This is a genomic window from Actinomadura xylanilytica (assembly GCF_030283145.1).
In the GTDB taxonomy this organism is placed as follows: Bacteria; Actinomycetota; Actinomycetes; order Streptosporangiales; family Streptosporangiaceae; genus Spirillospora; species Spirillospora xylanilytica.
Window position 1 is genome coordinate 180,488 of sequence record NZ_JASNWE010000004.1, and the last position, 24,932, is coordinate 205,419.

Annotated in this window: 19 protein-coding genes; 10 read left to right on the forward strand and 9 right to left on the reverse strand. The window is 73.8% G+C overall.

Annotated elements, in window-relative coordinates; all coding sequences use genetic code 11:
* From QP090_RS24600 to QP090_RS24615, 4 genes are read right to left on the reverse strand one after another with little or no spacing between them, the layout of a single operon-like run.
* Positions 1–1,728 (reverse strand): condensation domain-containing protein, encoded by a 1,728-nt coding sequence (locus QP090_RS24600; protein ID WP_285941681.1) that lies wholly within the window; start codon positions 1,726–1,728, stop codon positions 1–3.
* Positions 1,728–2,567 (reverse strand): ABC transporter permease, encoded by an 840-nt coding sequence (locus QP090_RS24605; protein ID WP_285941683.1) that lies wholly within the window; start codon positions 2,565–2,567, stop codon positions 1,728–1,730. Before QP090_RS24605 ends, QP090_RS24600 begins: the two co-directional genes overlap by 1 nt.
* The gene (locus QP090_RS24610) at positions 2,564–3,592 is read right to left on the reverse strand and encodes an ABC transporter ATP-binding protein (protein WP_285941685.1); all 1,029 of its coding nucleotides are present in this window, start codon (positions 3,590–3,592) and stop codon (positions 2,564–2,566) included. The genes QP090_RS24605 and QP090_RS24610 overlap by 4 nt, the downstream gene beginning before the upstream one ends.
* Entirely contained in the window at positions 3,589–3,861 is a 273-nt protein-coding gene (locus tag QP090_RS24615; protein ID WP_285941687.1) for an MbtH family protein, read from the reverse strand. The genes QP090_RS24610 and QP090_RS24615 overlap by 4 nt, the downstream gene beginning before the upstream one ends.
* A gap of 146 nt (positions 3,862–4,007) precedes the next feature.
* On the opposite strand from QP090_RS24615, the gene QP090_RS24620 reads away from it, so the two are divergent.
* The 3 genes from QP090_RS24620 (at position 4,008) to QP090_RS24630 (ending at position 5,887) form a co-directional block, all read left to right on the forward strand.
* The gene (locus tag QP090_RS24620) at positions 4,008–4,262 is read left to right on the forward strand and encodes a phosphopantetheine-binding protein (protein ID WP_285941689.1); all 255 of its coding nucleotides are present in this window, start codon (positions 4,008–4,010) and stop codon (positions 4,260–4,262) included.
* A gap of 18 nt (positions 4,263–4,280) precedes the next feature.
* Positions 4,281–5,063: a thioesterase II family protein gene (locus tag QP090_RS24625; RefSeq protein WP_285941691.1), complete on the forward strand. Its 783-nt coding sequence runs from the start codon at positions 4,281–4,283 to the stop codon at positions 5,061–5,063.
* Between the two features lie 110 nt (positions 5,064–5,173).
* Positions 5,174–5,887, forward strand: coding sequence for a helix-turn-helix transcriptional regulator (locus QP090_RS24630; RefSeq protein WP_285941693.1), 714 nt, complete (start codon positions 5,174–5,176; stop codon positions 5,885–5,887).
* Between the two features lie 49 nt (positions 5,888–5,936).
* Here QP090_RS24630 and QP090_RS24635 read toward each other — a convergent pair whose 3' ends face one another.
* Positions 5,937–6,827 (reverse strand): EamA family transporter, encoded by an 891-nt coding sequence (locus QP090_RS24635; RefSeq protein WP_285941695.1) that lies wholly within the window; start codon positions 6,825–6,827, stop codon positions 5,937–5,939.
* A gap of 28 nt (positions 6,828–6,855) precedes the next feature.
* Positions 6,856–7,605: an iron-containing redox enzyme family protein gene (locus QP090_RS24640; RefSeq protein ID WP_285941697.1), complete on the reverse strand. Its 750-nt coding sequence runs from the start codon at positions 7,603–7,605 to the stop codon at positions 6,856–6,858.
* A 344-nt stretch (positions 7,606–7,949) separates the two neighbouring features.
* Here QP090_RS24640 and QP090_RS24645 point away from each other — a divergent pair, with 344 nt between their 5' ends.
* Positions 7,950–9,713: a serine/threonine-protein kinase gene (locus QP090_RS24645; RefSeq protein ID WP_285941699.1), complete on the forward strand. Its 1,764-nt coding sequence runs from the start codon at positions 7,950–7,952 to the stop codon at positions 9,711–9,713.
* Here the strand turns inward: QP090_RS24645 and QP090_RS24650 are convergent.
* Positions 9,700–10,344, reverse strand: coding sequence for a TetR/AcrR family transcriptional regulator (locus tag QP090_RS24650; RefSeq protein WP_285941701.1), 645 nt, complete (start codon positions 10,342–10,344; stop codon positions 9,700–9,702). The two genes, QP090_RS24645 and QP090_RS24650, sit on opposite strands and share 14 nt — an antisense overlap.
* 97 nt (positions 10,345–10,441) lie before the next feature.
* On the opposite strand from QP090_RS24650, the gene QP090_RS24655 reads away from it, so the two are divergent.
* Entirely contained in the window at positions 10,442–11,662 is a 1,221-nt protein-coding gene (locus tag QP090_RS24655) for a cytochrome P450 (protein ID WP_285941703.1), read from the forward strand.
* 20 nt (positions 11,663–11,682) lie between these two features.
* Positions 11,683–11,874, forward strand: coding sequence for a ferredoxin (locus QP090_RS24660; RefSeq protein ID WP_285941705.1), 192 nt, complete (start codon positions 11,683–11,685; stop codon positions 11,872–11,874).
* 435 nt (positions 11,875–12,309) lie between these two features.
* On the opposite strand, the gene QP090_RS24665 is transcribed toward QP090_RS24660, so the two are convergent.
* Entirely contained in the window at positions 12,310–13,530 is a 1,221-nt protein-coding gene (locus QP090_RS24665) for an acyltransferase family protein (protein ID WP_285941707.1), read from the reverse strand.
* A gap of 530 nt (positions 13,531–14,060) precedes the next feature.
* Between QP090_RS24665 and QP090_RS24670 the strand changes: the two genes are divergently transcribed.
* The 4 genes from QP090_RS24670 to QP090_RS24685 all read left to right on the forward strand — a co-directional run bounded on the left by QP090_RS24670 (position 14,061) and on the right by QP090_RS24685 (position 24,425).
* Positions 14,061–15,344 (forward strand): hypothetical protein, encoded by a 1,284-nt coding sequence (locus QP090_RS24670; RefSeq protein ID WP_285941709.1) that lies wholly within the window; start codon positions 14,061–14,063, stop codon positions 15,342–15,344.
* 338 nt (positions 15,345–15,682) lie between these two features.
* Positions 15,683–18,343: a CHAT domain-containing protein gene (locus QP090_RS24675; protein ID WP_285941710.1), complete on the forward strand. Its 2,661-nt coding sequence runs from the start codon at positions 15,683–15,685 to the stop codon at positions 18,341–18,343.
* A 111-nt stretch (positions 18,344–18,454) separates the two neighbouring features.
* Positions 18,455–19,849: a hypothetical protein gene (locus QP090_RS24680; RefSeq protein ID WP_285941713.1), complete on the forward strand. Its 1,395-nt coding sequence runs from the start codon at positions 18,455–18,457 to the stop codon at positions 19,847–19,849.
* 130 nt (positions 19,850–19,979) lie between these two features.
* Positions 19,980–24,425 carry an Hsp70 family protein gene (locus QP090_RS24685; protein WP_285941715.1) on the forward strand — a complete coding sequence of 1,482 codons (4,446 nt, stop codon included), beginning with the start codon at positions 19,980–19,982 and terminating at the stop codon, positions 24,423–24,425.
* Between the two features lie 84 nt (positions 24,426–24,509).
* Here the strand turns inward: QP090_RS24685 and QP090_RS24690 are convergent, their stop codons facing one another.
* Positions 24,510–24,932, reverse strand: coding sequence for a hypothetical protein (locus tag QP090_RS24690; RefSeq protein WP_285941717.1), 423 nt, complete (start codon positions 24,930–24,932; stop codon positions 24,510–24,512).

Below are 24,932 nucleotides of genomic sequence, written 5' to 3' on the forward strand. Positions count from 1 at the left end.
TCATCTCCGCTCCGGGGCCGGGGGAAGGTCCGGGTTCCGTTCCTGGGCCGGGCGCAGCTCGGCGGCGACCGCGCGCAGGCTCATGGGGGTCTCGACGTGCTCGGCCCGCAGCCCGTGGTGGCCCCGCCGGGCCAGCTCGTGGACGACCTGCGGCACCAGGCGCAGGCGCCCGCCCGCTCCGACGTAGTCCCGCGCCAGTTCCACCCGTTCCAGCGGGTGGGTCGCGAGGATGGCCGCCGTCACCGCGGCCTCGGCCGACGTCCCCGGCGCCCCCGGCGTCCCGCCGGATTCGGAGCTGGGCGCGGGCTCGGGCGGTGCGCCGGGCGCGGACTCGGCGGCGGTCCGTCCGTTCACCCGGGGCGCGATGTTGAGCAGCCGGCCGAGGTCGCACAGGCGGACCTCCGGCTCGGCCGCGAGCCGCCGCATGGCGAGCGCGGTCCAGGACAGCAGCCGGTCGATCTCCGGGGCGGGGAGCATGGCGGTGTCGGCGTCCAGGGTCAGCGCCATCTCCTCCCCGACGGCCTGGGCCTGGAACAGGGAGTAGCCGGCGCGCCCCTGCTCGCTTCCGCGATGCTCGATCGGTACGGAGACCCCGGCCCCGGGACGGGCGCCGAGCGGCCCGGGGCCGTGCCCGCGCCGTACCGGCGGCCCGCCCGGCACGTAGTCGAAGTCGAGCTGGAAGGCGGGCGCGAAGCCGCGTTCGCGGGCGTGCCGGACGAGGAGCTCGCGGAACTCGTCGGGCGGGTACTCGGTGTGCCGGTACGCGCTGACGCTCTCGCGCCAGACCTGGCCCAGCAGGTCCGGCATCATCACGTCCGCGGGGATGTCCAGGACGAGGTGGGCGGGCTGGTAGAGCCCGAGGAGGCTCGCGCGTTCGGCGGCGGACGTGCGGTTGGCGCTGATGCTGCGGACGGGGAGGGCCCGCCGCCCGGTGCGCAGCCGGAGCACCGCGGCCAGGACGGCCAGGATCGCGCTCGGCCTGGTCGTCCGGTGCCTGCGGCAGACGTCGTCGGTGTCGGCGAGGAGCCCGGCGGACCGGAGCACGGCCGCGGTGAAGCGGGGCCGCCCCGCCGGTCCGTCCGGGCCGGGGAACAGCGCCGGGGGGCAGCGGGAGAGGACCCGCTCCATCCAGAGCAGCGCCGCGCCGGCCTTGGCCCTGCCCTCGTCCGACCGCTGCCAGGCCGCCCGGTCCAGGGGATTCAGCGGCTCCGCGTCCGGCCCCGCCGGTGACGGCGGCCCCGCGGGCGACGGCGGCCCCTGGAGTGCCTCGAGGAACCGGCGCCGGAGCTCGATCACGCTCCAGGCGTCCATCAGGAACCGGTCGCCCGCGAAGCCCACCGCCAGGACGCGGCCGTCCTTGACGCCCAGCACCGCGCGCCAGCGGGGCCGCCCGAGCGACCTGCGGTCAGGGCGGCGGAACGTCCCGAGGCATCCCGGCACGTCCTCGCGGAGCCGGGCCAGGGTGGACGCCCACACCGGCGGGATCACGGTCCCGGGGGCGCCGACCTGCTGGAACACCGTGCCGGCGGCGTCCTGGGCGATGGCCGTCCGCAGCACCTCGTGCCGGTCCATCAGGACGCCGAACGCCGCGCGGACGTCCTGCTCGGACGGCCCGCCGGGCAGATACCAGACGTCGCCCATCGGCGGGTACTCCTCGCCCGGCGGGTTCCAGTACTGGTTCCACCAGACCATCTCCTGGTACCAGGTCAGCGGGCCGGTCCTCCCCATCAGAACAGCCCCAGCCGGCCGGTCTTGCGGGCGTACCGGACGCTGAGCCAGAGCAGCGCCATCGCGACCGCCCCGATCGGGACGGCCTCGGCGAGCAGGAGCAGCAGCCGCGGGAGCTCGCCCGTGAGCGATCCCGATCCGACCGTGACCGCGCGCAGCGCGTCAAGCAGATGCGTCGGCGGCAGGGACTCCCCCACCGCCCGGAGCGCGCCCGGCAGGACCGCCAGCGGGTAGGTGACGCCGCACAGGAGCGTGAACACGCCCCGGGTGATCTGCAACGCCCCGGCCGCGTCCTGGAGCGACAGGGATGCGGTGGCGAACACCGCGCCGAGGGCCATCAGCGCCGGGAACGCGACCAGCAGGACGGCGAGCCAGCACGCGAGGTCGCCCCAGCCGAGCGGCACGCCGAACACCAGCCGCATCGACACCGCCGCGCTCGCGAACACCACCAGCGCCGGGACGAGCTGCGCCGGGGCGCCGCCGAACAGGAGCGTGAACCGGGAGACCGGGCTGGCGAACACGATCTCGAAGGAGCCGCGGGCGCGTTCCTGCCTGAGCGCGAGACCCGGCCCCCACAGGACCGCGGTGAGCCAGAGGTACACCGACCAGCCCAGGTAGAGGAACGCGACGAAGTCGCCCGTCCCGGCCCGTTCGGCGAACGCGTCCACCGACGCGGGCGCGTCCGACGAGAGGGCCGTGGCCTGCGCGATGTAGGCCAGCGGGAGCAGCAGCATCCACAGGGCGAGGGAGACGATCTCGGCCGGGTAGCGGCGCATCAGCCGCAGTTCCTTGCGGGTCGTGGCCACGACGGCGCGGACCTCGCCCTCCAGCCGGTTCATCCGGCGCGCTCCGCCCCGGGACCGGTGACGGACAGGAACACGTCCTGGAGCGTCACGGGCTCGATGTCGACCTTGTGGACGACCGCGTCGTGCCGCTGCGCGACCTCGACCAGGCGGGGCAGCAGGTCGGTGCCCGGCGGCAGGTGCAGGACGAGGTCGACGTCGGCGCCGTCGGCGCGCTTGTCGGCCACCGTCGCGAACGCGCCGACCGCCGAGACCAGCTCGCCGTCCGCCGTGGAGCGCCCCACCCGGAGCCGGACCCGGGCGACCTGGTCGGCCTCGACCAGGCGCTTGAGCTCGGCCGGGGCGCCGAGCCGCACCACCCGGCCGCGGTCGATGACGGCGATCCGGTCGCAGAGCCGGTCGGCCTCCTCCATGTTGTGCGTGGTGATCAGGACGCTGCGCCCGTCCTCGCGCAGCCGGGCAATCCGCTCCCGGAGCTGCGCGGCCGACCGGGGGTCCAGGCCCGAGGTGGGCTCGTCCAGCAGCAGCACGGCCGGTTCCTGGAGCAGGGCCCGCGCCAGCGACAGCCGCTGCCGCATCCCCGTCGAGTAGCGTTCGGCGTAGTCGCCGGCGCGGTCGAGCAGGTCGGTGTCGCGCAGCACCTGGTCGATGCGGGCCCCGATCACGCGGGGCGGCAGGTGGTAGAGCGCGGCGAAGTACTCGAGGTTCTCCCGGCCGGTGAGCTTCCAGTAGACGCTGCGCTCGCCGCCGATCACCACCCCCAGGTGCCGGCGGGCCCGGCCTGGCTCGGCGACGGCGTCGACGCCGCAGACCTCGACGGTGCCGCGGGTCGGTTCGAGCAGGGTCGCCATCATCCGCACGGTGGTCGACTTGCCGGCGCCGTTGGGCCCGACGAGCCCGAGGATCTCCCCGGCCCCGACCCGGAGGTCGACGCCGTCGACCGCGCACACCTCGCGCCGGTCGTCGGGGGCGCGCCGGACCCGCTGCGCGAGGGTGCGGCGTCCCTGCCGGAAGGTCTTGGACACCCCGGAGAGCGCCAGCACGGCGCCGTCCCCCGTCATCGGCCGCCTCCGGGAACCGGCCCGTCCGCGGAGACCGGCCCGTCCGTGGAGACCGGCCCGTCCGCGGGAACGTCCGCCGATCGGGCGATCCACTCCAGGCAGGCGGCCTTCGGGCCGGTGAACCCGGCCGGCCGCCAGCCGCGCGGCAGCGGTCTGGCCGCGGGCCAGATCGAACGGCGTCCCTCATGATTACGCACCGTGATGAACGTCCCCGTCTCATCGTCGAAGATCGATACCCGGCTCACGAGGGGAGTCGACCAACCGGACATCACGCCCGACAAGTCGCTCTTCGGACGTCTCTGACCGATCCCCCTAACCCACGTCCCAGAAAGGAGACCCGCAAAGAAAGACTGGGCACCCTGATCAAGATCACGCAAACTTTCGGATCATCTCCGATGAGAGGGTGCCTGGAGAGATGACGAACCCCGCGGCATCACCGGACGACCTGAACTCACGGATGCGGCAGATCTGGGAGGAGGTTCTGAAGGCTCCGATCGGAGCCGACGAGACCTTCTTCGCCCTCGGCGGCGATTCCCTCAGCGCGACCCGCATCGTGACCCGCGTCCGCGAGCGGCTCGGAATCTCACTCTCCGTGCTCGACGTCTTCGACGCACCCACACTTTCCGAATTCAGCGCGCTCGCCCGCAGCGTGCCGATCCCGGTCGACTGACCACCGGAAGGGGCGCGGATGACGTTGGACGCGAAGGCATGGCTGGTCCGCCTCCCCGGCCCGGACGAGCCCATTCGGAACGGTCCGGCCGTGCGCCTGTTCGGCTTTCCCAACGTCGGCGCCGGGCCGACCGCCTTCGCCGGGCTGGCCCGCCGGCTCCCGGCCCGCGTCGAGATGTGGGGCGTGGCACTGCCTGGCCGCGAGGCCAGGTTCACCGAACCGCCGCGCACCGAACTCGCGCCGCTCGTGGCGGAACTGGCCGCCGCGCTGCTGCCCCACACTGATCACCCGTACGCGTTGTTCGGGTACTGCTCCGGCGCGCTGCTCGCCTATCTGGTGGCGCGCCGGCTGGCGGACCTCGGAGCACCCGATCCGGTCAGGCTCGTCGTGGCGGACTATCCGCCGCCGCACCTCCGGAACCGCACTCCGGACGCGTTACTGCCACTGGAGTCCGGCGCCTTCTGGGACCGGCTCATCGAGAATGGGGGAATTCCCGAACAGATCGTCCAGCTCAAGGATCTCCGCGAGGTCTTCGAACCGGCGTTCCGCGCCGATTACCGCCTCCTCGCACAGTACGAGCATCGGCCGGGACCACCGGTCCGATCCCCCATCACGTCGCTGACCGGCGGGCGAGACCCGCGCGCCGGCCACGACGCCGCCGGCTGGGGACGGCACAGCGACGGGGGCGTTGACCAAGAGAGAATCGGGCACCATAAGTGGATCCTGACCGAGTCGGTCGACGAACTGGCCGACCGGCTCGGCTGGATACTGGGACGATCCACTCCCATGGAGGGCAGATGACCGTGAACCGGACATCGCACAGCTTTCAGGTCTATCCAGTTGCCAACAGCGACGCTTCCACACCTGAGGACCCCCACAACATCGTCCTCCTTCACGATGGGTCCCTGCTGATGCGCGGCACCCAGAGCGCGCTGGAGTCGGTCGAGAACCTGTTCTCGGTCACCGCCGTCCAGTCCGTGTCGGCGGTGCAGGACCGCCTGGCGCGGGACCCCTCCGACATCCAGGTCCTGCTCATCGGCCTTCCGTCGGCCGTCGACGGGCCCTTCCTCGACCACGTGCACCAGTGGTCGCAGCGGGTGCTGATCCTGGGGATCTCCCGGATGATCGACCGCCGCCAGCTGTCCTCGCTGATCGCCGCCGGGGTGCACGGCTACCTGGACATGGACGCCGAACCCGAGACGCTCTTCGCGGCCTTGCAGATCGTGGCGAGGGGCCGCTTCTTCTTCTCCGGCTCGACCGTGGGCGAACTGTTCAGCCTGCCCGATTCCGACCCCGCGCCCGGTCCCGGGCCCTCGGCCGCGCCGGGCCGCCCGTCCGCGATCAACCTCCCGGCCGGCCTCACCGACCGGGAGGGACAGGTCCTCGCGCTCGTGGCGGAGGGCTGGACGCACAAGCAGATCAGCTCCAAGCTGGGCCTGTCCAAGGCGACCGTCGACACCTACGTCCAGCGCATCCGCCAGAAGCTGAGGCTCCGCAACAAGGCCGACCTCACCCGCGCCGCGGTCCAGTTCGGGATCGGCACCCCGCTCTCCGACGCGGGCCCGCCCCCGTCCCCGCTGCACTCCACCATCACCCAGATCCGCAACACCAACGCGGTCATCTGACCCGTCCGCCGCCCGCGGCCGGCCCGGGGCGCGGCGGGTTCCGCAGGGGTCAGTCCGGTCGAGGCGCGCGGGTGAGGCTCGTCCGGACCGCTCCGGCCGACGCGGCGACCACCAGGGCGATGCCCGCGAGCTGGACCCCGCGCGGCGCCTGGGCCAGCGCCACATAGCCGACGGCGAGGCTGATCACCGGGCTGAGGCTGAGCAGGACGCCGAACGTGTGGGGCGTGACGTACCGGAGGCAGAGCAGGTCGAGGCTGTAGGGGAGCGCGGAGGAGAACAGGCCGACCGCCAGCGCCAGGAGCAGGACCCGCCCGTCCAGCCGGGCGCCGACCTGGGTGACGGCGACCGGCGACCAGACGAGGGCGCTGAGGATCATGGCCGCCACCAGGCCGGTGCGGTCGGGAAAGTCGTCGCCGAGCCGGCGGGTGAGCAGGACGTAGGCGCCGCGGAGCACGGCGGCGGCGCCCGCGAAGGCCAGGCCCGCCGCCGACAGGCCGCCCGGGGCGGTGAGCAGGACGAGCCCGCCGGCGGCCAGCAGCGCCCACCCCGCGTCGGACCGGCTGCGGGCGGCGGCCAGCGCCACCGTGAGCGGGCCGAGGAGCTCGATGGTGGTGGCGACGCTGAGCGGCAGGTGGTCGATGGCGGCGAAGAACGCGAAGTTCATCCCGGAGATCACGGCGGCGTAGGCGCAGACGACGGGCAGGTGCCGCCGGGTGATCCGGCCGAGGCGCCGTCCCGGCAGCAGCGCGAGGACGAGGGCGGCCAGGATCACCCGCAGGGAGACCGTGCCCCAGGTCCCGATCCGGTCGAACAGGTGGGTGGCCGCGGCGGCGCCCACCTGGAGGCTGGTGATCTGGATCGGGACCAGGGCGGGCGCCAGCGCGGCCCGGCGCCCGGCACCGGCACCGGCACCGGCACCGGCACCGGCGGTCGCGGTCACGAGGCGCCCGGCCGGACGGCGGGTGCCGTCACCGCGCGGCGAGCATCGCTTCGTGGACGCCGGTCCAGTAGTCGGCGGTCAGGCCGAGGAAGCCGTCGAAGCCCTCGCGGACCCGGTCGAGGTCGTCATCTCCATGGCAGACGGCGGCGGCCGAGACGATGGCCTCGGCCTTGTGCTCCTTTTCCGCCTCGCCGATGTGGACGTAGAAGTACTCGCACTCCTCATGGAACTCGTCCTCGCCGTAGAGGTGCTTGTAATTGCGCACCCCTTCGTAGAGCCGGACGAGCATCGAGTAGGCGAGGTGCTCCTGCCCGAGCAGGGCGCCCTGGACGACCCGCTGGTCGGAATCGGTGAACAGGGCGCGCTGGCCCTTTCCGAAAGCGCGCGTGGAGGCCAGCGGCTCGGCTGCACGCAGTTCGTCCACCGTGAAGGGAGCGCCGCGCAGGCGGGTGAGCAGGTCGGTGAGGAACCGCTCGAGCAGGAGCAGGTGCGCTTTGGCGGGATCGCCGTTTCCGTACTCGGAGTACAGGTTCTTGACGCATTCCACGCGGGCCGCGAGGTCGTCGGTGTGCAGCACCGAAAGGGCCACCATGACCGAGGTGTTCACCGTCCGGGCGTAGAACTCGCGCGCGAACGTCTCGACCTGGGGATAAGGGAGCGGGGCGGACGCCCAGAGCCGGTAGAAGTCGTTGTCGAGCGCGGGACTGCGGTGGACGGCGGCGGCGAGTTCCCGTACGGGTCCGAGGTACGACGTGGCCAGGGTCTGCTGGGCGGACATGGTCCTCCTTGACAGCGGATGATCATTTCGTGCCCTGATGTCGCTTCTGCAAGCATCCTGCATTAAAGGGCACTCCGGGAAAACCCCCTATTTGCCAGGTTTCACATCAGCCCAGGCCGAACCGTCTCCGCCCATCGGAGATCGGCTCCGGCCGCCCCTCAGTGCGTCGCTCGACGAGCACCACGCCCCTCCCCGGCGAGCGCCCCGGCGGCCCGGGAGCCCGGGATCCGGGCCGAAATCCGCCCAAAGAGGGTCGAAGCAGGATCATGAACTCAAAGTCCTGGGCGGTATCCATCCAATAAGGTGCCTAGCGACCCGCTCCCACGCACCAGGAGTCACTTCCGATGCCGGAATCCGAGCCCCTCGGCCCCGACGACCCGTCCGTCCTGGGGCCCTACCGGCTGTCCGGCCGGCTCGGCATGGGCGGCCAGGGGGTGGTCTACCTGGGGCACGGCGCCGACGGCACACCCGTCGCGGTGAAGGTACTCCGCGAGGACATCGCCGCCGACGCGCGCGTGCGCGAGCGCTTCACCAAGGAGATCGCCGCCGCCCGCCGCGTCGACCCGTTCTGCATCGCGCAGGTCCTCGACGCGTCCCTGGAGGGCCGGCGCCCCTACATCGTCACCGAGTACATCGAGGGCCCGTCGCTCCAGCAGGCCGGGCCGCGCGCCGGGTCGGCGCTGCAACGGCTCGCCGTCGCGACCGCGACGGCGCTGGCGGCGATCCACGAGGCCGGCGTCGTCCACCGCGACTTCAAGCCCTCGAACGTCCTGCTCGGGCCGGACGGCCCCCGAGTGATCGACTTCGGCATCGCGCGCGACACCGAGTCGCCCCTCACCCTCACGAGCAGCATCATCGGTACCCCGGCCTACATGGCGCCGGAGCAGTTCGCCGGGGAGACCGTCGGCCCCCCGGCGGACGTCTTCGCCTGGGGCGCGGTCATCGCGTTCGCCGCCACCGGCGGGCCCCCGTTCGGCGCGGACACCTTCCCGGCCATCATGCACCGCGTCCTCCAGGCCGAGCCCGACCTCGACAAGCTCCCGGAGCCGCTGCGGTCCACCATCGCCGCGTGCCTGGTCAAGGACCCCGCCCAGCGGCCTCCCATGCAGACCGTGCTGCTCCGCCTCCTCGGCGCCCAGTCACGACAGACCGCGCCGCAGACACAGCCCACCGCGCCGCCGCCCGTCCCCGTGCAGCCGCCCGGTCCGCCGGCGGCGCACACCAACCCCCTGCCGCCCCCACCCGGCCCCGCGCCCACGCAGTCCGGTCCCCTGCCGCCCCAAGACGTCCCGCCTGCTGCTCTGAACAGCCCTCCCCCGATGCCGATGCCGGTGTCCCCGCAGACCGTGTTGGACGGCGGCAGGGCGGGCGGACGCACAAAGCAGGCGTCCTCCGGCCGGCGTCCCGCCGTCCTGCTGGGAGCGGGAGCGGCGGGTCTCGTGGCGGTGGCCGTCCTTGCGGGCGTGGTCGCCTGGTCCTGGCCGGACGGGTCCGCCGGCAGCGGGGGACGCGACGAGTCCGGGCAGCTCGGGAGCGGCTCCCAGGAGCTGGCCGGGGCGGGGAACCAGCCCGATTCCGGGGCCAGGGCGAACGGCGGGGCTTCGGCGAAGCCCTCCGCCTCCCCGACGACCACGAACGGGAGCCACGGCCCGTCCGGCTCGCCCAGTCCTGGCAAGAGCCCGGGCAAGGGCTCCGGCTCCGGCTCCGGCTCGGGATCAGGCTCGGGCACCGGTTCCGATGGCGGGGGCGGAGGCGGCGGGAGCACCGGTGGAGGTGGGGGCGGCACCGGGACCACCCCCGGCAGGCCGAGCGGAGGGGGCGCGCGGATCGCCTATTTCACGGTCGGCTCGGGAGGCAAGTGCTTCGCCAAGGGCGAATTCTTCCCCTTCAAGTACAGCATCGCGACGGACAAGAACCCGACGCCCATCAAGTTCAGCATCTACTTCGACGGCCGGCTGGGCAGAGGTCACCCGATCAGCACCGTCGGGGAACCGAACTTCAGCAATTCCAATTCCCAGTCCGAGGACACGGCCGGCACGCACACCTACAGGATCGTTCTGCACAGCCCGGTTCAGCAGGAGCGGACCGCCTCGGTCAAGGTCTGCTGACCCCTGGGTGGGGCGCGGACAGCACGAGGGGCAGGAAGATCTCGTCGACGATCTCCATGATGGCGCCGTCCGGGACCGGGGCCCCGTGCAGCAGGAACTCGCTGCGCAGCAGGTCGGTCGCCACCGTCGCCCGGCGGGAGTCCAGCACCGACGCGGCCACCTCGCCGCGCGCGACGGCGCGCTGGAGGACCGCGATCACGGCGGACGGTCCGGTGCTGAACGCCTGCTCCCGGACGGCGCGGGCCAGTTCCGGGTCGCTGACCATCTCGGCCAGCAGGCCGCGCAGCATCAGCCCGACAGGGGACGCCAGCCGGTCCGACAGCAGCCGTAGCAGCACGATCATGTCGGTGCGGAGCAGTCCGGTGTCGGGCACCTCGGCGCCGGTGATCGCGAACCGCCGCCAGACGTCCACCAGCAGTTCGGCGCGGCTGGACCAGCGCCGGTAGACGGTCGACTTGCTGGTGCGCGCGCGGGCGGCGACGCGGTCCATGGTCAGCCCGGCGTAGCCGGTCTCGGCCAGCTCCTCCAGCGCCGCGGTGAGGATCGCGTGCTCCAGCACCTCGCCCCGGCGGCGCGGACCCTTGCGATGGTCGGCGCGGCTCGTGGTGTCGGGTGACAGGACGGCTCCCAAGGTCGTGAAAGGACCCGTTGCCTTCCTTGGCAGGGGAGCTTACCCTCCAATACATAGAGGACAGGTCGTCCTCTATTTGACAGGTGTAAGGGGCCCCATGACCGACACCTTCTCCCCGTCCCCCGCCGTCCCCGCCTACCCCCAAGCCCGGACGTGTCCCTACCGGCTCCCCTCCGGCTACGACCACCTGCGCGACGACGAGGCGCCGTTGACGCGCGTCCGGCTGTACGACGGCCGCACCGCGTGGGTCGTCACCCACCACGAAACCGCGCGCACCCTGCTGGCCGACCCCAGGCTCTCGTCCGACCGGCTCCGCGACGGGTTCCCGGTCATCTCGCCGCGCTTCCTCGCCCTGACCCGGCGCAACATCCGTCCCGGCCTCATCGGGATGGATCGGCCCGAGCACGGCGCCCAGCGCAGGCTGCTGATCGCCGACTTCACGGTGCGGCGGATCAAGTCCATGCGCGGCGACATCGAGCGGATCGTGGCCGGGTTCCTCGACGAGATGCTCGCCGCCGGGCCGCCCGCCGACCTGGTCACCGCGTTCGCGCTGCCGGTGCCCTCGATGGTCATCTGCAAACTGCTCGGCGTCCCCTACGAGGACCACGCGTTCTTCCAGGGCGCCAGCCGCCGGCTGCTCCAGTCCGAGACCGCTGACGGCACCGCCGCCGCCCGCGACGACCTGGCCGACTACCTCAGGGACCTCATCGCCGAGCGGGAGCGCAGTCCCGGCCCCGGGCTGCTGGGCCGGCTGGTGATGGGCCTGGCGTCCGGCGAGGGGCCGGACCGCGAGGACCTGGTCTCGCTGGCCATCCTGCTCCTGGTCGCCGGGCACGAGACCACCGCGTCGATGATCTCGCTGAGCGTCATCACGCTGCTGGAGCACCCCGACCAGTTCGCCGCACTGCGCGCCGACCCGGAGGTGATGCCCGAGGCGGTGGAGGAACTGCTCCGCTACCTGTCCATCGCCGACCTGGCGGGCGTGCGCATGGCCACCGGCGACATCGAGGTCGGCGGCATCACCATCCGCGCCGGCGAGGGCGTCATCGTGTCCAACGCCATCACCAACCGGGACGGCGCCGCGTTCGAGGCCCCCGACGTCTTCGACGTGCACCGCTCGGCCCGCCACCACCTCGCGTTCGGCTACGGCGTGCACCAGTGCCTGGGGCAGAACCTGGCCAGGATGGAGCTCCAGATCGCCCTGACCGCCCTGTTCGACCGCGTCCCCACGCTGCGGCTCGCGGTGCCGGCCGACACGCTGACCCTGCGGCCCGCGTCCACGATCCAGGGCATCAACGAGCTCCCGGTCACCTGGTGAGGGGAACGGAGGAGGGTTCCATGCGCGTCACCGCCGACAGGGAGATCTGCGTGGGCGCCGGCATGTGCGCGCTCACCGCCCCCGGGGTCTTCGACCAGGACGAGGACGGCCTGGTCACCGTCCTGCGCCCGGCCCCCGGCGACGCCGACCGCCCCGACGCGCGCCAGGCCGCCGACCTGTGCCCGTCCGGCGCCGTCCAGATCACCGAGTGACGCCGTCCCGGACGCCCCGCCCGGCGGGGCGTCCGGGCGGTGCGCGTCCGGTCACCTGAGGGCGGCGGGCTCGGCGGTCACCGCAAAAGGGTCAGCACCCAGCCGTACACCAGCGGGAACGCGGTCAATGCGAGAGCGGCCCACCAGAGCCATGCCCGAGTTCGCGGGCTCCGGCTCGTCCCCAGCGACATTCAGCAACCTTTCAGTCAAGGGTGAACCGCACACCCTAGACCCGGCCTGTGTCAGGAATTCGCCCTCCGCTCGGGCGCGGCCCGATCGGCGAACACCGCGCACACGCCGCCCGCTGTCGAGCGGCTCGGGGATAGCGCGGATTTCCCCCTCCGCACTGTTACGGACGATGCGTAGTCCGGCGCAGATCCGGTCGATTCGGCGCCAATGTGGTGAGCACCGAGAACCGGCTGGACGGCCAGGCCCTTACGAGACGGGTACGGTGACCGGCGCGGGCTCGCCGACGCGGGTGGGACGGGCGATGCGGCGGCCGAGGCGCTGGGCCGGGGCCTCGATCAAGCGCTGGGCCGCCCAGCTCACCGCCAGCAGGACCACGACGAACGCGACCAGCTTCGGCACCTCCTCGCGGCCGGTGGTGCCGAAGAACTGGTTCGACAGCATCAGCATCAGCGGGTGCAGCAGATATACCGAGAAGCTCGCGGTGCCGAGCGCCGTCGCCCAGCGCGGGAACCGCCGGCGCCGGAGCAGCCACGCGGCGCCGAACGTCACGGCCGCCGCCACGATCGAGCCGGACCAGACGATCTGGACGTGCCACGCGTACGTCCCGTACCCGGCCGTGTTCCACACCCCGGTGCCGACCACGGCCAGCAGGACGAAACCCGCCGTCACCGCGGCGGTCCGGCGGCCGACCTGGCCGTGTTCGGCGCGGTAGAGGACGGTGCCGGTGAACATGACCGCCAGCATCGACATCCCCTCCCAGGCGGCGATCCGGCCGTTCAGCGTCACCAGCACGAGGGCCAGCAGCCCGCCGAGCAGCCCCCCGGCGGTGCGGACGGCGGGACGGCCCGACATCGCCGCCGCGATCGCCGCCAGGAACACCGCGGCGGTCACGCCGGCGACGGTGCCGGTGCCGGCGACCCGCGACAGCAGCGTCATCGGCAGCAGCCCGCCCACGAGCAGCGCCGCCGCCGCGACCCCGGCGGCGGCCGGCACCGAGCGGCGGTGCGCGCCCACCACGAACAGCGCGACGATCAGCAGGTAGAAGACCATCTCGTACGACAGCGTCCACAGCACGTTCATCGCGTTCGGCACGGCCAGCAGGTCCTGCAACATCGTCAGGTGCGCCAGCACCGCGGTCACCGGGTCGTACCGCTCCAGCCCGGCCCGCAGCCCGGTCAGCCCGAGCAGGAACGGCAGCACCGCCACCGCGCACGCCGCCGCCAGCAGCGGGTAGATGCGGAAGACCCGGCCGATCCAGAACTCGCGCACGCTCCCGCGCCGCTCCAGCGACGCCGGCACGATGTACCCGCTGACGAGGAAGAACACCAGCACCCCGTACCGCCCGGGGTCGAACCAGCCGGCCATCCGCACCTGAAGCCCCGGCACGTACAGGTAGCTCGCGTGATGCAGCGCCACCAGCAGCGCCGCCCACCCCCGCAGCACGTCCAGCCATCCCAGCCGGGCCACGGACGAAAGATCCGATTGGTGATCCACAACGACAGACTAGGCGGATATTCACATGTCGCCCATATTTCCCAGAGATATCCGTCTCTCCCACCGCCCCGAGCGGCCGGGGCCGCCGCCCGGCGGCCCCGCCGCGCGAGCCGGCGCACCTCCCCGCCGCCACATCCGCGTACGGGACGGGCACGGCCACCCGCACTCCGTCGACAAGTACCGCCGTTTCCTCTTGTCTTCGGAAGAGGAAACGGGAAACACCGGAACCCGCCTTGTCCGTCCGGCCCGGGTGACGCAGTCTTACAGGCGGTGACCCCCGGCTGTTCGGATGGACTGTTACGGAGGCTCATGTGCGGCAACAGCCCATCCACTTCGGAGAAGAACTCCGGAGAAGGCGTCCGCACCACAAGCGGAAGTATGGGGTGAACAGGCGGGAGCATCTATGCAGAGAGGGAGTGAGACGGTGCCGGGCATTGGCCTTTGACGACGGGCCGTCGTCGTCGGGGGATGGGGGTGTGAGCGGGCGCGAGTAGGTTTCAGGGGTGGAAGCACAGCAGAGGTCGGGACGGTTCGGCGCGATCGCCTTCGCGGGGGTGGCGGGGGCGGTCGCGGGGGCCGCGGTCGCCGCGCGGCGGGGGCGGCGGGCGGCCGGTGCCTGTGCGGTCGCGGGCGGGGTGGCGCTGGGCGCGTCGGAGGCGGTGGCGCGGGCGCGGCAGCGGCCCGGTGAGATCCCGGCGCTGTGGCAGCGCATCGCCGTCAGCGGGGCGCTGGCGGCGCCGCTGGGGTGGGCGGCCGGGCGCCTCACGGGCGCCGGTCCCCTGCCGGTCGGGACGGCCGCGGGGGCGGTGGCGGGCGCGCTGGCGCTCCGTCCGCACAAGGTGGCGCTCGGTCCGGTGGTCGGTGCCGGGGTCGGCGGTGCGCTGGCGGCCCGGAAGGGGTCCCCGGCGGTCGCCGCGGCGGCCTCGGTGGTGTCGTTCCGGGTGCTGTCGGCGCTACTGTTCCGGGACGCCCAGGTCAGTCTGCTGGCCGAGCGGGTCAGCGCCGACCGGCTCCCGTTCGTGGTGCCGCTGGAGGCGACGTCGCGGTACGTGGGCACCGGCTACGTCAAGGACCTCGCGGCGGTGCTCGGCGGCGTCTACACCGCCGCCGCCCCTGACGTCGGCATCGTCGCCTCGCTGGAGGAGCTGGCCGGGCCCGGGTTCGACCCGGCGGGCGTCGACCCGCTGGTGCGGGAGTTCTACGAGCACACGGCCCGGTTCACGCTCGACATCGTCCCCGAGTGGCGGTTGTGGGTGCGGCCCGGCTACCTGCTTTACCGAACGCTCCTCGCGCGCCCGCTCGGCCAGGCCAACGTCCCGATGAACCAGCGGGAGGCCCAGCGCGGGGTCGACGGCCGCATCGACACCATCGTCCCCGACGCGGCGGGCACCCCGACCCTGCGCGGCTGGATCCGTTCGTACGCCGACGACGACGAACCCATCTACGTGGGGATCTACACCACCTACCGGCACGGCGGCCGGGGCTACGTCAGCGTGGGCTTCCCGCTGCCGCAGGCGAGCTTCACCGCGACGCTGCTGCCGCGCGCGCGTCCCGGCGGGGGGCTGGTCCTCACCAGCGAGAGCGGGCTCGACCAGCCGGGCCACTACCTGACCTACATCGACCCCGACACCCGCGACCTCACCACGCTGGGCGTGCACGGCTTCGCCGAGACCCTGGACGTCCACGTCGAGGACGGCGCGCTGCGCGCCGAGCACGCGTTCTCGGTCTTCGGGCTGCCCTTCCTCGTCCTGCACTACCGGATGACCCGCAAGCCACTGCCCGCGTAGCGGGCGGGAAGGCCGGGACGAGCGTTCGAGCCGAAGCCAGGAGACTCACGCGGTCGCCTCCTCGATATAACCGGGCGCGGTCGTCCTCGGCGAGACCGGCGCCTGACCGGACGGCCCGCCGCCGCTCCGTGACCGCCGATCGAAATCACGCAATGCGTCGCAATGCACATTCCCATTGGCGATCTTCTGGAAGCATCGCCTTCGCCCGGCCGATCCACCCATAAAGATCATCTGTCGGGTGATCTTTCCTTTCCAGTGGACAATCCGTTCACCTCGGACATATGCCAGAACCCCCGAATCTGATATGTCCATGACCGGGGCGAAGGGATCTTTTGGCAGTGATCGAACGCAGCGACCATGACACCGGCGGGCCCGCCTCCGCCCCGCGCCTGCTCGCGGCCGTCGCCCACGCTCGGGAGCTCTTCGGGCGGGGGGACGTGGCGGACGGCGACGACGCCTACCGGCGGGCCGTGGCACTCGCCGAGGGCGACCTCCGGCTCAGGCTGGAGCTGGCCGCCGACCATCTCGGGCACCTCATGCGGCTCGGCGCCCTCGGACCGGCTCTGGAACGGTGCGATGAGTACCTGGCCCGGATCGGGCTCGGCCACCTCCCCCTCCGCGTCCTGCGGATGGAGATCCGCTTCGCCGCCGGAGGGCACGCCGGCGCCGCCGCCGAGGCCGCCGCGATCCGCACCGAGTTCCCGCCGGACGGACTCGGCCGCGACGGCAACGGCCGGATCCACCGGGTGCAGGGGCTGGCCGCCGCCGACCGGGGCGACCTCGACCTGGCCAGAGGCCATCTGGACAAGGCGCGCGCCCTGTTCTCCGGCGCCCGCGACCCGCGCGGCGTGGCCGTCATCGACCGCGACCTCCTGCTGCTCGACGTGCTGGACGGCAGGGACCCCGGTCCGGGCGGCGCGCTCCCCGCCGAGCCGCGGGCGGTGCAGGACCACCTTCTTCTCGTCCTCGCGCTCAGACGCCGGCTGGACTACGACGACGCCCTGCTCGCGGTGCTCCGGTGCACGATGCGCGCCGACCTCAGCCCGGTGCTGCGGTGGCCCGTCCTGCGCGAGCTGACCGTGCTGCTGGGCGCGGTATGCCGGCCCGAGGCGGCCGAGCGGCTCCTCCCGCTGCTCCGGGAGGCCGCGGCCGAGTCGTCCGACCCGGCCGGGGCCGCCGCGGAACTGGGCGCCCTGCTCAGCGCCGGCAGGACCGACGGGCCGGTCTCCGCCCGGTGCGTCGCGCGGATCCGGCACGCGCGCCGATTGATCGACGCGACCCGGCTCGACGAGGCCGAGCGCCTCCTGCTCGGCCTGCGCCCCCAGGTCCGCGCCGACCGCGAGGTCTCGCTGTGGCACCTGGCCGCCGGCGAGCTGGAGTTCGCCCGGAGCCGGTTCCCGCTCGGCCGGGCGCCGACCGTCGCGGGCCACCTCCAGGAGGCCGCCGGCCACCTTCACCAGGCCGCGGTCCACGCCCCGGCGAGCGGACCGGCCGAGGTCCGGGTCCGCGCCCTGCGGCTGCTCGGCCACACCTACACCCGGCTCGGCACGCCCGAGGCCGACGGCCGGGCGGTGGAGTGCTGGGCCGAGGCGCACCGGTTGGAGGAGCGCGCCGCCGGGCTCCAGCCCACGGGCGGCCTGCGCGCCGAGGTCCTGCAAGCCGTCCCGGACGAGCACGACGAGCGGCTGCGGGCCGCCGCGCGGACGGAGGAGACGCACGGCACCAAGGGGGTTCCGGCGGTCGTCGCCGCGATGGAGGCCGCGCGCGGCACGGCGGTCCTGGGCCGGATCCCCCTCGGCGGGGCGGGCCTCGTCCGCGACCTCCCGGGGCCGAGCGACCTGGGCGGCGCGTGGCGGTGGGCGAGGCGCCTCGCCGACTCCATGCCCCGCGACCAGCTCGCCTGGCTCGTCCACTCGGCGCCCGGCCACATCCACCACGCCTTCCTCGGGCGCGGGCTGCTCCAGCACACGAGCGTCCCGTGCGACAGGGGGGAGCTGACCAGGGCGATCGACCTGCTCGGCTGCTGCTGGAGCACCCCGTCCGCGCTGGAGGAGTGCATCGGGAACGGCCGGTTCGACGAACGCCTCGAACAGGTCGCCGAGCAGATCGGGCTGGACGTGGTGATCCCGCGGCTCCCGGCCGGCGTCCGGCGCATCGCCGTGGTCGCGGGGGGCGCGCTGTCGGACGTCCCGTTCGCGGCCATGACGGTGTCGGGAAGGGCGGAGCCGCTCGGGCTCCGGTTCGCGCTGTCCGACCTGCCGTGCCTGTCCGCCCGGCTCCCGCTCCATCTGCGGTCGCTCCAGGCGCGGGGCGACAGCCGGCTGCTGGTCCGGCCGGGCGGCGGCGGGCCCGGTCCGGCCACGATCGCCGCCGGCCGGGACGTGCTGGCCGGGGACGGGGCGACGCCGGAGGCGCTGCGGGAGGCCCTCGGGCTGGGCCGCCACCGCCAGGTGCGCATCGACGGGCACGACGGCCCCCAGGAGCACGGTGGCCATGAGGATCACGACGGGCTCGCCTCGGCGGACCCGGTGCTGGAGCTGGCGCCCCAGGGCTCCGAGGGCCACCTCCGTCCGGACGAGTTGCAGCGGATGGACCTGAACGGCTGCGGCACCCTCGTCCTCGGCGCCTGTGAGACGGGCATGGCCCGGCGCATCGGACGGGACGAGCGGCCGGGCTTCGTCCGGGCCGCGCTCAGCGCGGGCGCCGCGTCGGTGATCGCGGCCAGATGGGCGGCGCCCGGCGCCGTCACCGCGCCGCTGCTCGACCGCTTCGAGCGGTACGCGCGCTATCTGCCGCGCGACGTGGCGTTACAGCGGGCCCAGCGCGACGTCTACGAACGCGTGCTCGACGTCCCGGACGAGCCGCCCGCCTTGGAGCATCCGGCCCGCTGGGCCTGCTGGACGCTGTACGGCGATTCGGGCCGGCAGACCGACGCCGGCCCGGTGAGCCGCCGACTGCGCGCCCGCGCCATGAGGGGACGCGACGCGGACCGCCCCTGAAACCCGGCCGGCCCTCCGTGGCCGTTCCCGGCCGTCTATGCCGGTGTTCGGTGGCACGATTGGGCCCGGGGACCCTGGGAGCGGACCACTCCGCTCGATCACGATGTTTCCATGGGACATCGCGACCGAGGGGCCGGATCGGCCGAATACATCGCCATCCTCCTGCTCGTCGCCGCGATCTTCGCCGGGCTCAGCGGCCCCGTCTCCGGGAAGATCGCCCAAGCCTGCAACGACATGGTCTGCCGGCTTGTCGGCGGGCAATGCGAGCACCAGGGAACGTCCCCGCAGGGATCGGCCGCCGGGCCCGCGAATTCGCCCGGCCCCGCGAATGCACCCGGCTCGGAGAATTCACCCGGCCCCGCAAATTCACCCGGCACAGCAAGTTCGCCCGGCCCCGCGAATTCACCCGGCACCGCGAATTCACCCGGCACCGCGAGTTCGCCTGGTCCGGCGAATTCGCCTGGCCCCGCGAGTTCGCCGATCCCCACGAAACCGCCGGTCGAGAAGCAGGTCTGCTCCCCGAACCCGGACGCGAAGACGTTCGAGCGGCTCAACGCGCACAACGACTACCAGAACAAGACGCCCCTCCAGAGCGCGCTCAGCAACGGGACGACGAGCGTCGAGGCGGACGTCCGGATGAACGACAAGGGCGAGCTGCGCCTCATGCACGACAAGGGCAGCGACGTCGGCACGCTCAAGGAGAAGTACTTCGATCCGCTGACCGCACTGGCCCACTACAACGGCGGCACCGTCTACCCGGGACGCAATGAGAAGTTCCAAGTGTTCGTCGAGGTCAAGGAAGGCGGACCGGCCGCCTATGACCGGATCGTCGAGCAGATGAAGGGCCTGCCCGACAATGTGGAGGTCGTGCTGCCGGTCAGCCTGGCGAACCCGGAGCAGATCCGTCACCCGCCGCCGGGTGTCATCTACTCCACCAGCTCCGAGAACTGCCAGGTCCCGGCCATCCTGGATCCCACCAACAAGGCGCCCAACAATGCGAGGAAGCCGGCCTACGACGAAGAGTACGCCCTGCATGTGAGAGTGCTGAACGACGACTTCAAAAAATGCGTGTCCAAGGACAACTGGTCGCTTTCCCAAGAGGAGCGGGACGCCTACGCCGCCTTTGTCCAGCGGGCCCATGACGCCCGCCTCAAGGTCCGCATCTGGGGCGGCCCGGACGGCGCCCTCCGGGCTGACAAGGTGGCCAGCTACAACCCCTTCGGCGGGGACAACGACTTCAACGGCCACTTCATCTGGTGCCCCCCGGGCGTCGACCAGTGCGTCCTGCCCAACCAGACGGCCTGGTGGGACCTCCAGCTCGCGGCGGGCGGCGACTACCTGGTCACCAACCACCTCGGCGCCGGGGCCGAATGGCTGAAGTACTGCGGGCCGCGACCGCGCACGGGCCCCGGCCCGACCTCGACATGGTCCCCGCCCTCCTCCCAGCCGGCCCCGACACAGCTTCCGAGCGCCGCCCCCGGACCGGCGCCGCCCAAGAACCCCTGATCGGGGCGAGGGCGCCGTCCCGGGCCCGGCCGGTGCGGCGGACGGTTCTCGCATCACGACCGGATCGCCCCCTTCCTGGCGATTACCATGGCCGGACAACGGGATCGACCGGTCGCTTGGAGGGCAGGGCATGCCGGTGCGGGGGTGGGGTTCGGATCGGCGGCTGCGCCGGTTGGAGGCGGCCTTCGCCGGGGATCCGCCGGCCGGGCGGCAGCTCGAGAAGGCGGCGCGCGACTACGTCCGCGCCCTGGAGCGGGCGCTCGGCCAGGACCCCGCGCTGGCGCTGCGGCTGTTCCGCGCGTACGACTCCCGCGTGCCCGGCCACGTCTACGCGGCGGAGCTTCCCGCCGGGCACGCCGAGCTGCTCGCGGGCCTGGCCGCGGGGACCGACGCCGACGCGCTGACCGTGACGTTCGAGCTGGCCACCAGGCTCGGCTCCGCCCCGCTCCAGCGCGCGGCCCGCGACCGGCTGGCCGACGTGCTGGGCGGCACCGGCGACGCCGACCGCCTGGTCGCGCAGCTCGACCGGTGGCGCGGGCTCGGCCTGCTCGACCGCGACACCGTCGCCCGGTCGCTGCGCGGGCACCTGCCGACGTCGCCGCTCGCCCGGGACGAGCAGCTGTGGACCGGGTTCCTGTCCCGGCTGCCCGGGTCCGCGCTGCCGGAGCTGTTCGAGGTGCACGCCTTCCTCGGGAACGGCGCCGAGGCCGTACGGCTCGCCGACACCGCCGTCCGGCGCGAGGAGGCGATGCGCTGCTGCCTGCGGTCGCCGCGCCTCGACGATGTGCGGGCCGGCCTCGAGCTGGCGAGCCGGGAGGGCGCCGGCATCCTGGCCGACCTGGCCGGACGCGCGGCCGACCTGCACTTCGGCCGCGGCGAGTACGCCGAGGCGCTCCCCCACTACCGGGCCGCCGGGAGGCCCGACCGGCTGAGCGAGTGCCATGAGCGGCTCGGCCGGTTCGGCGACGCGCTGGCCGCCTGCCCCGACGACCGGCCGGACCGGCTGGAACGGCTGGCGGGGGCCTGCTGGCCCGAGGTCGACGCGCTGGTCGAACGGCGGGAGTACGCGGAGGCCGCGGTTCTCGCCGAGACCGTCGTCCGCCGCCTCGCCCTGATCACCGGCGCCACCGGGGCGCTCGCCGCGCGCCGCGCCGAGCTGACCGCCCGCCGCGCGGCGGTCGTCCAGGCGGGGCGCCGGCACTACGCGGCGCTGGCCGAGCCCGCGGGCCCGTCCGACGACGACGTGGGGCCGGCGGTCCACCTGGAGTGGAGCCGGTTCGAGGAGGGCGCCGGGGAGACGTCCGCCGCCGCCGAGCAGGCCGAGCACGGCGGCGACCTCTACCGGGCGCACGGGCTCTACCTCAAGGCCGGACGGCACGGTGACGCCGAACGGGTGCTCCGCGGCGACCCGGACGGCTGGGACGCCCGCGCGGGCGCCCGGGAGGCGGGCGGCGACCTCGTCGGGGCGGCCGAGCTGTACGCCGCGGCGGGCCGTCCGGAGGAGGCGGCCGGGCTGTACCTGCAGGCCGGGCGGCCCGCCGAGGCCGCCCGCAGCCTGATCGCCTGGCGCGGCGACGACGCGATCGAGGACCCGCGGCTGGCCGACTGCCTGCGCCGGTCCGGCGACACCGGGCGGCTCGCCGCGCTGTGCCTGGCGGCGGTCGAGCGGCACGGCCGCGACACCGCCGGGTTCGCCGAGCTGCGGCGGCTGCGCGACGAGGCGATGCTCCCCCCGGACCTGGAACCCGACGTGCGGCGCTGCCTGGAGGCGCTCGGCACGCGGGGCCGGGAGCCGTTCGAGGCGCGCGCCGCGGCCTGGACGGCCCAGGCGATACGGGACGTCGACCGCCGGTACGCGGGCATCTGGGCGCTCGACCTCGGCACCACCACCTGCGCGGTCTCCATCTACGACGGCGCGACGAAGGAGCCGGTGCTCTGCCCGTGGAAGGGGCACCCCTACTTCGCCTCCACCCTCACCCTCGACGAGGCGGGCAACGAGCGGGTCGGGATCGCCGGCGAGGAGGTCCTCGCGAGCTGGGTGAAGGGGCACATCAGCGCTGCCAAGCGCCGCATCGGCGGGCTGACCCGGTACCGCGTCCGCGGCCGGGTCTACCGCACCGAGGAGGTCGCCGCCCGGCTGATCGGGCACGCCCGGGGCATGGTGGAGGACTTCCTCGCCGAACGGGTGCTGGAGGCGGTGGCCGACCTGGCCCGCGCCGAGCTGGGCGAGGTCAGGGACGAGTGGCTGGGCCGGCTCGCGGAGGGGCACGACCTGCGGGTGGAGCGGCCCCGCGCGGTGCTGACCATTCCGGCGTTCTTCCGCAACAACCAGAAGCAGGCGACCCGCAACGCCTGCGCGATCGCCGGGGTGGAACTCGCCCGGCTGATCCACGAGCCGACCGCGGCCTGCATCACCGCCGCGCGGCAGCGCCGGCTGAGCGGCGAGGTGGTGGTCGTCGACCTCGGCGCCGGCACCCTCGACATCAGCGCCCTGTGGGTCGACGGCCGGATGTACGACGTGCACCAGGTGGGCGGCGACACCGGGTTCGGCGGCGCCGACTTCGACGCGATCATCGTCCGGGCGCTGGAGGAGCGGCTGGCGCGGACGGGCGTCACCGTGCCCGCGAAGGGCAGGGAGCGGCGCCGCTTCGAGATCGCCGCCGAGTACCTGAAGATCGGCCTCTCCGGGCAGCACGAGGTCGACTACCCGCTGCCGGGGTTCAACGGCGATCCGGGCTTCCGGCTGTCGCTGAGCAGGGACGAGCTGACCGGGATCCTCGCCGGGCCGCTGGACACGCTGCGCACGACCTGCCGGCGGCTCCGGGACTCGCTGAAGGAGCGGCCCGAGCATCTGGTGCTGGTCGGCGGCCCGATGCTCGCGCCGTACGTCCGGGAGGCGGTCGAGGAGGTGTTCGGGCTGCGCCGCACCGTGCTGTCCGATCCGCGCACCGCGGTGGCGCGCGGCGCCGCGACGCAGGCCGCGGTGCTCAGCGGCGCGCTGCGCGAGCAGGTGCTGATGGACGTCACACCGCTGGCGCTCGGCCTGCTGGTCGCGCCGTCCCCGGGCGCGGAGGAGTTCTCCCCGCTCATCGCGGCCAACACCCACATCCCGGCCGAGCGGCACGGCACCTACAGCACCACCCGGGACGACCAGGACGCGGTGCTCGTCCAGATCTACAACGGCGACCTGCGCCCCGAGTCCAAGATCGGGGAGTTCCGGCTCGGTGGCATCCCGCCCGCCCCGGCGGGCGAGCCCGAGATCGAGGTGACCTTCGCCATCGACCAGAGCTGCGTGCTGGAGGTGACGGCCCGTGACAGGAAGACCGGCAACCTCAGCTCGATCACGGTGAGCGACACGACGCTGCTGTCCCCCGGCGAGGTCAGCGAGATGGCGCTGCGGCACCGGCTGGAGCGGGAGCGGGAGACGCTGCGGACCGAGACCGCCGCGCTGCGCGAGCGGCTGGCGGGGCTCGCGGACGAGGCCGGGCACGCGGACGCCGAGGCGCTGCTGAAGGAGTTCCGCACGCGCCTGGCGGCGCACCGTCCGGGCGGCGTCCGGCAGGACCCGCGCACCGAGCGGGTGCTCACGGAGATCTACGGCCCGGCCGCCGCCGAGCTGGAGACCGAGCTGGCCTCGATGCGCGGCCCGCTCCTCGACCTGACCACCAAGGCCCGCGAATACCTCGGCACCCAGGGACCGGACCTGTCGGGCGACCTGGCGGAGGGACGGCTCCTGCTGGACCTGCTCGGGGCTCTGCTGGCCCGGCTCCGTCCGGCGCTGGCGCAGGTGACGCTGTGGAACGCGGTGCTCGGCCGGATCACCGCCGGGCAGGCCGACCCGCTGCGCAGGTTCCGGGGCCTCCACGCCACCGGCGACTACGCCCACGCCCTCGCGGCGCGGGCCGAACTGGGCGGGCCCTTGGACGATCCCGAGGACGTGCGCCGCGAGCTGCGGTGCCTCGCCGAGACCGGGGCGGCCGACGCGTACCGCCGCACGCTGATCGCGAACGCGGACCGGCTCGGTGCCGCCGTCCTGGACCCGGCCGGCCCCGGGGCGTTCCTCCGGCGCGTCCGCCCCGCGCTGGTGCGGACGGCGTCGGGCGGCGGCTTCCTGATCTCCGACCGCCTGGTCGTGACCGGACGCGACCCCGGCACCGAGGTCGAGACCTCGGCGGGACGGCGGCGCGTCGGGCACGTCTTCGCCCCGGAGTCGCCGCACCTCGGCGTGGTCCTGCTGCAACTGGCCGAACCCGTCCCGGCGGCGCCGCTGCGGCTGGGCCACGCGGGGCTGGTGCGCGTCGGCGACCCGGTGCACGCCGTCGGCGCCTCGGACGAGCTGCTGCTCTCGGGGGTGGTCGACTCCTTCGAGGCGTTCCCCGAGCAGGGCCTGCGCCTCTACCGGACGGGCCTGCCGGCGCCTCCGGACGGGGCGGGCGGCCCGCTGCTGAACGGGCTCGGCGAGGTCGTCGGCGTGCTGACCGGCGGCGCGCACACCGGCGGGGCGACGTTCGCGGTCACGGTCGACGACCTGGCCACGCTGCTGGCCGGCGCCGGCTTCGGCGCCACCGGCCCCTGACCTGCGACCTGCGCGGGCGCCACCGGTCCCTGATCGGCGACGTGCGGGGGCGCCACCGGCCTCTGACCGGCATGCCCCACAGGTCTACCGCGCCTCGTCGACCCAGCGGCGGAGGAGGTCCTCGGTCACGCCGTAGACCTCCGCGGTCTGCGCGAGCGGCCGGACCCCTTCGACGACGTCGCGGACGGCCTTCGGCGCGAACCGGGCGTCCCAGCTCCGAAGGATCTCCTCGGTCCGCGGGCGGAACCGCGGGAACCGGCCGGCGAGGCCCGCGAAGGCCGCGCGCATCTCCTCCCGGGTGGGGAAGAGGAACCCGTTGTTGATCGCGAGGGCGGCCTGGACGCGGGCCGGGTCGTCCCCCCGCAGCCAGGACCGGCAGACCTCCATGAGCTCCGTCCCGTTGTCCTCGACCTTCCAGACGAGGGTGTCGCAGACCTCGGCGAGGTCCTCGTCGTCCATCCTCTCGAGCAGGCCGGACAGGACCGTCTCCATGGGTATCTTCGGCAC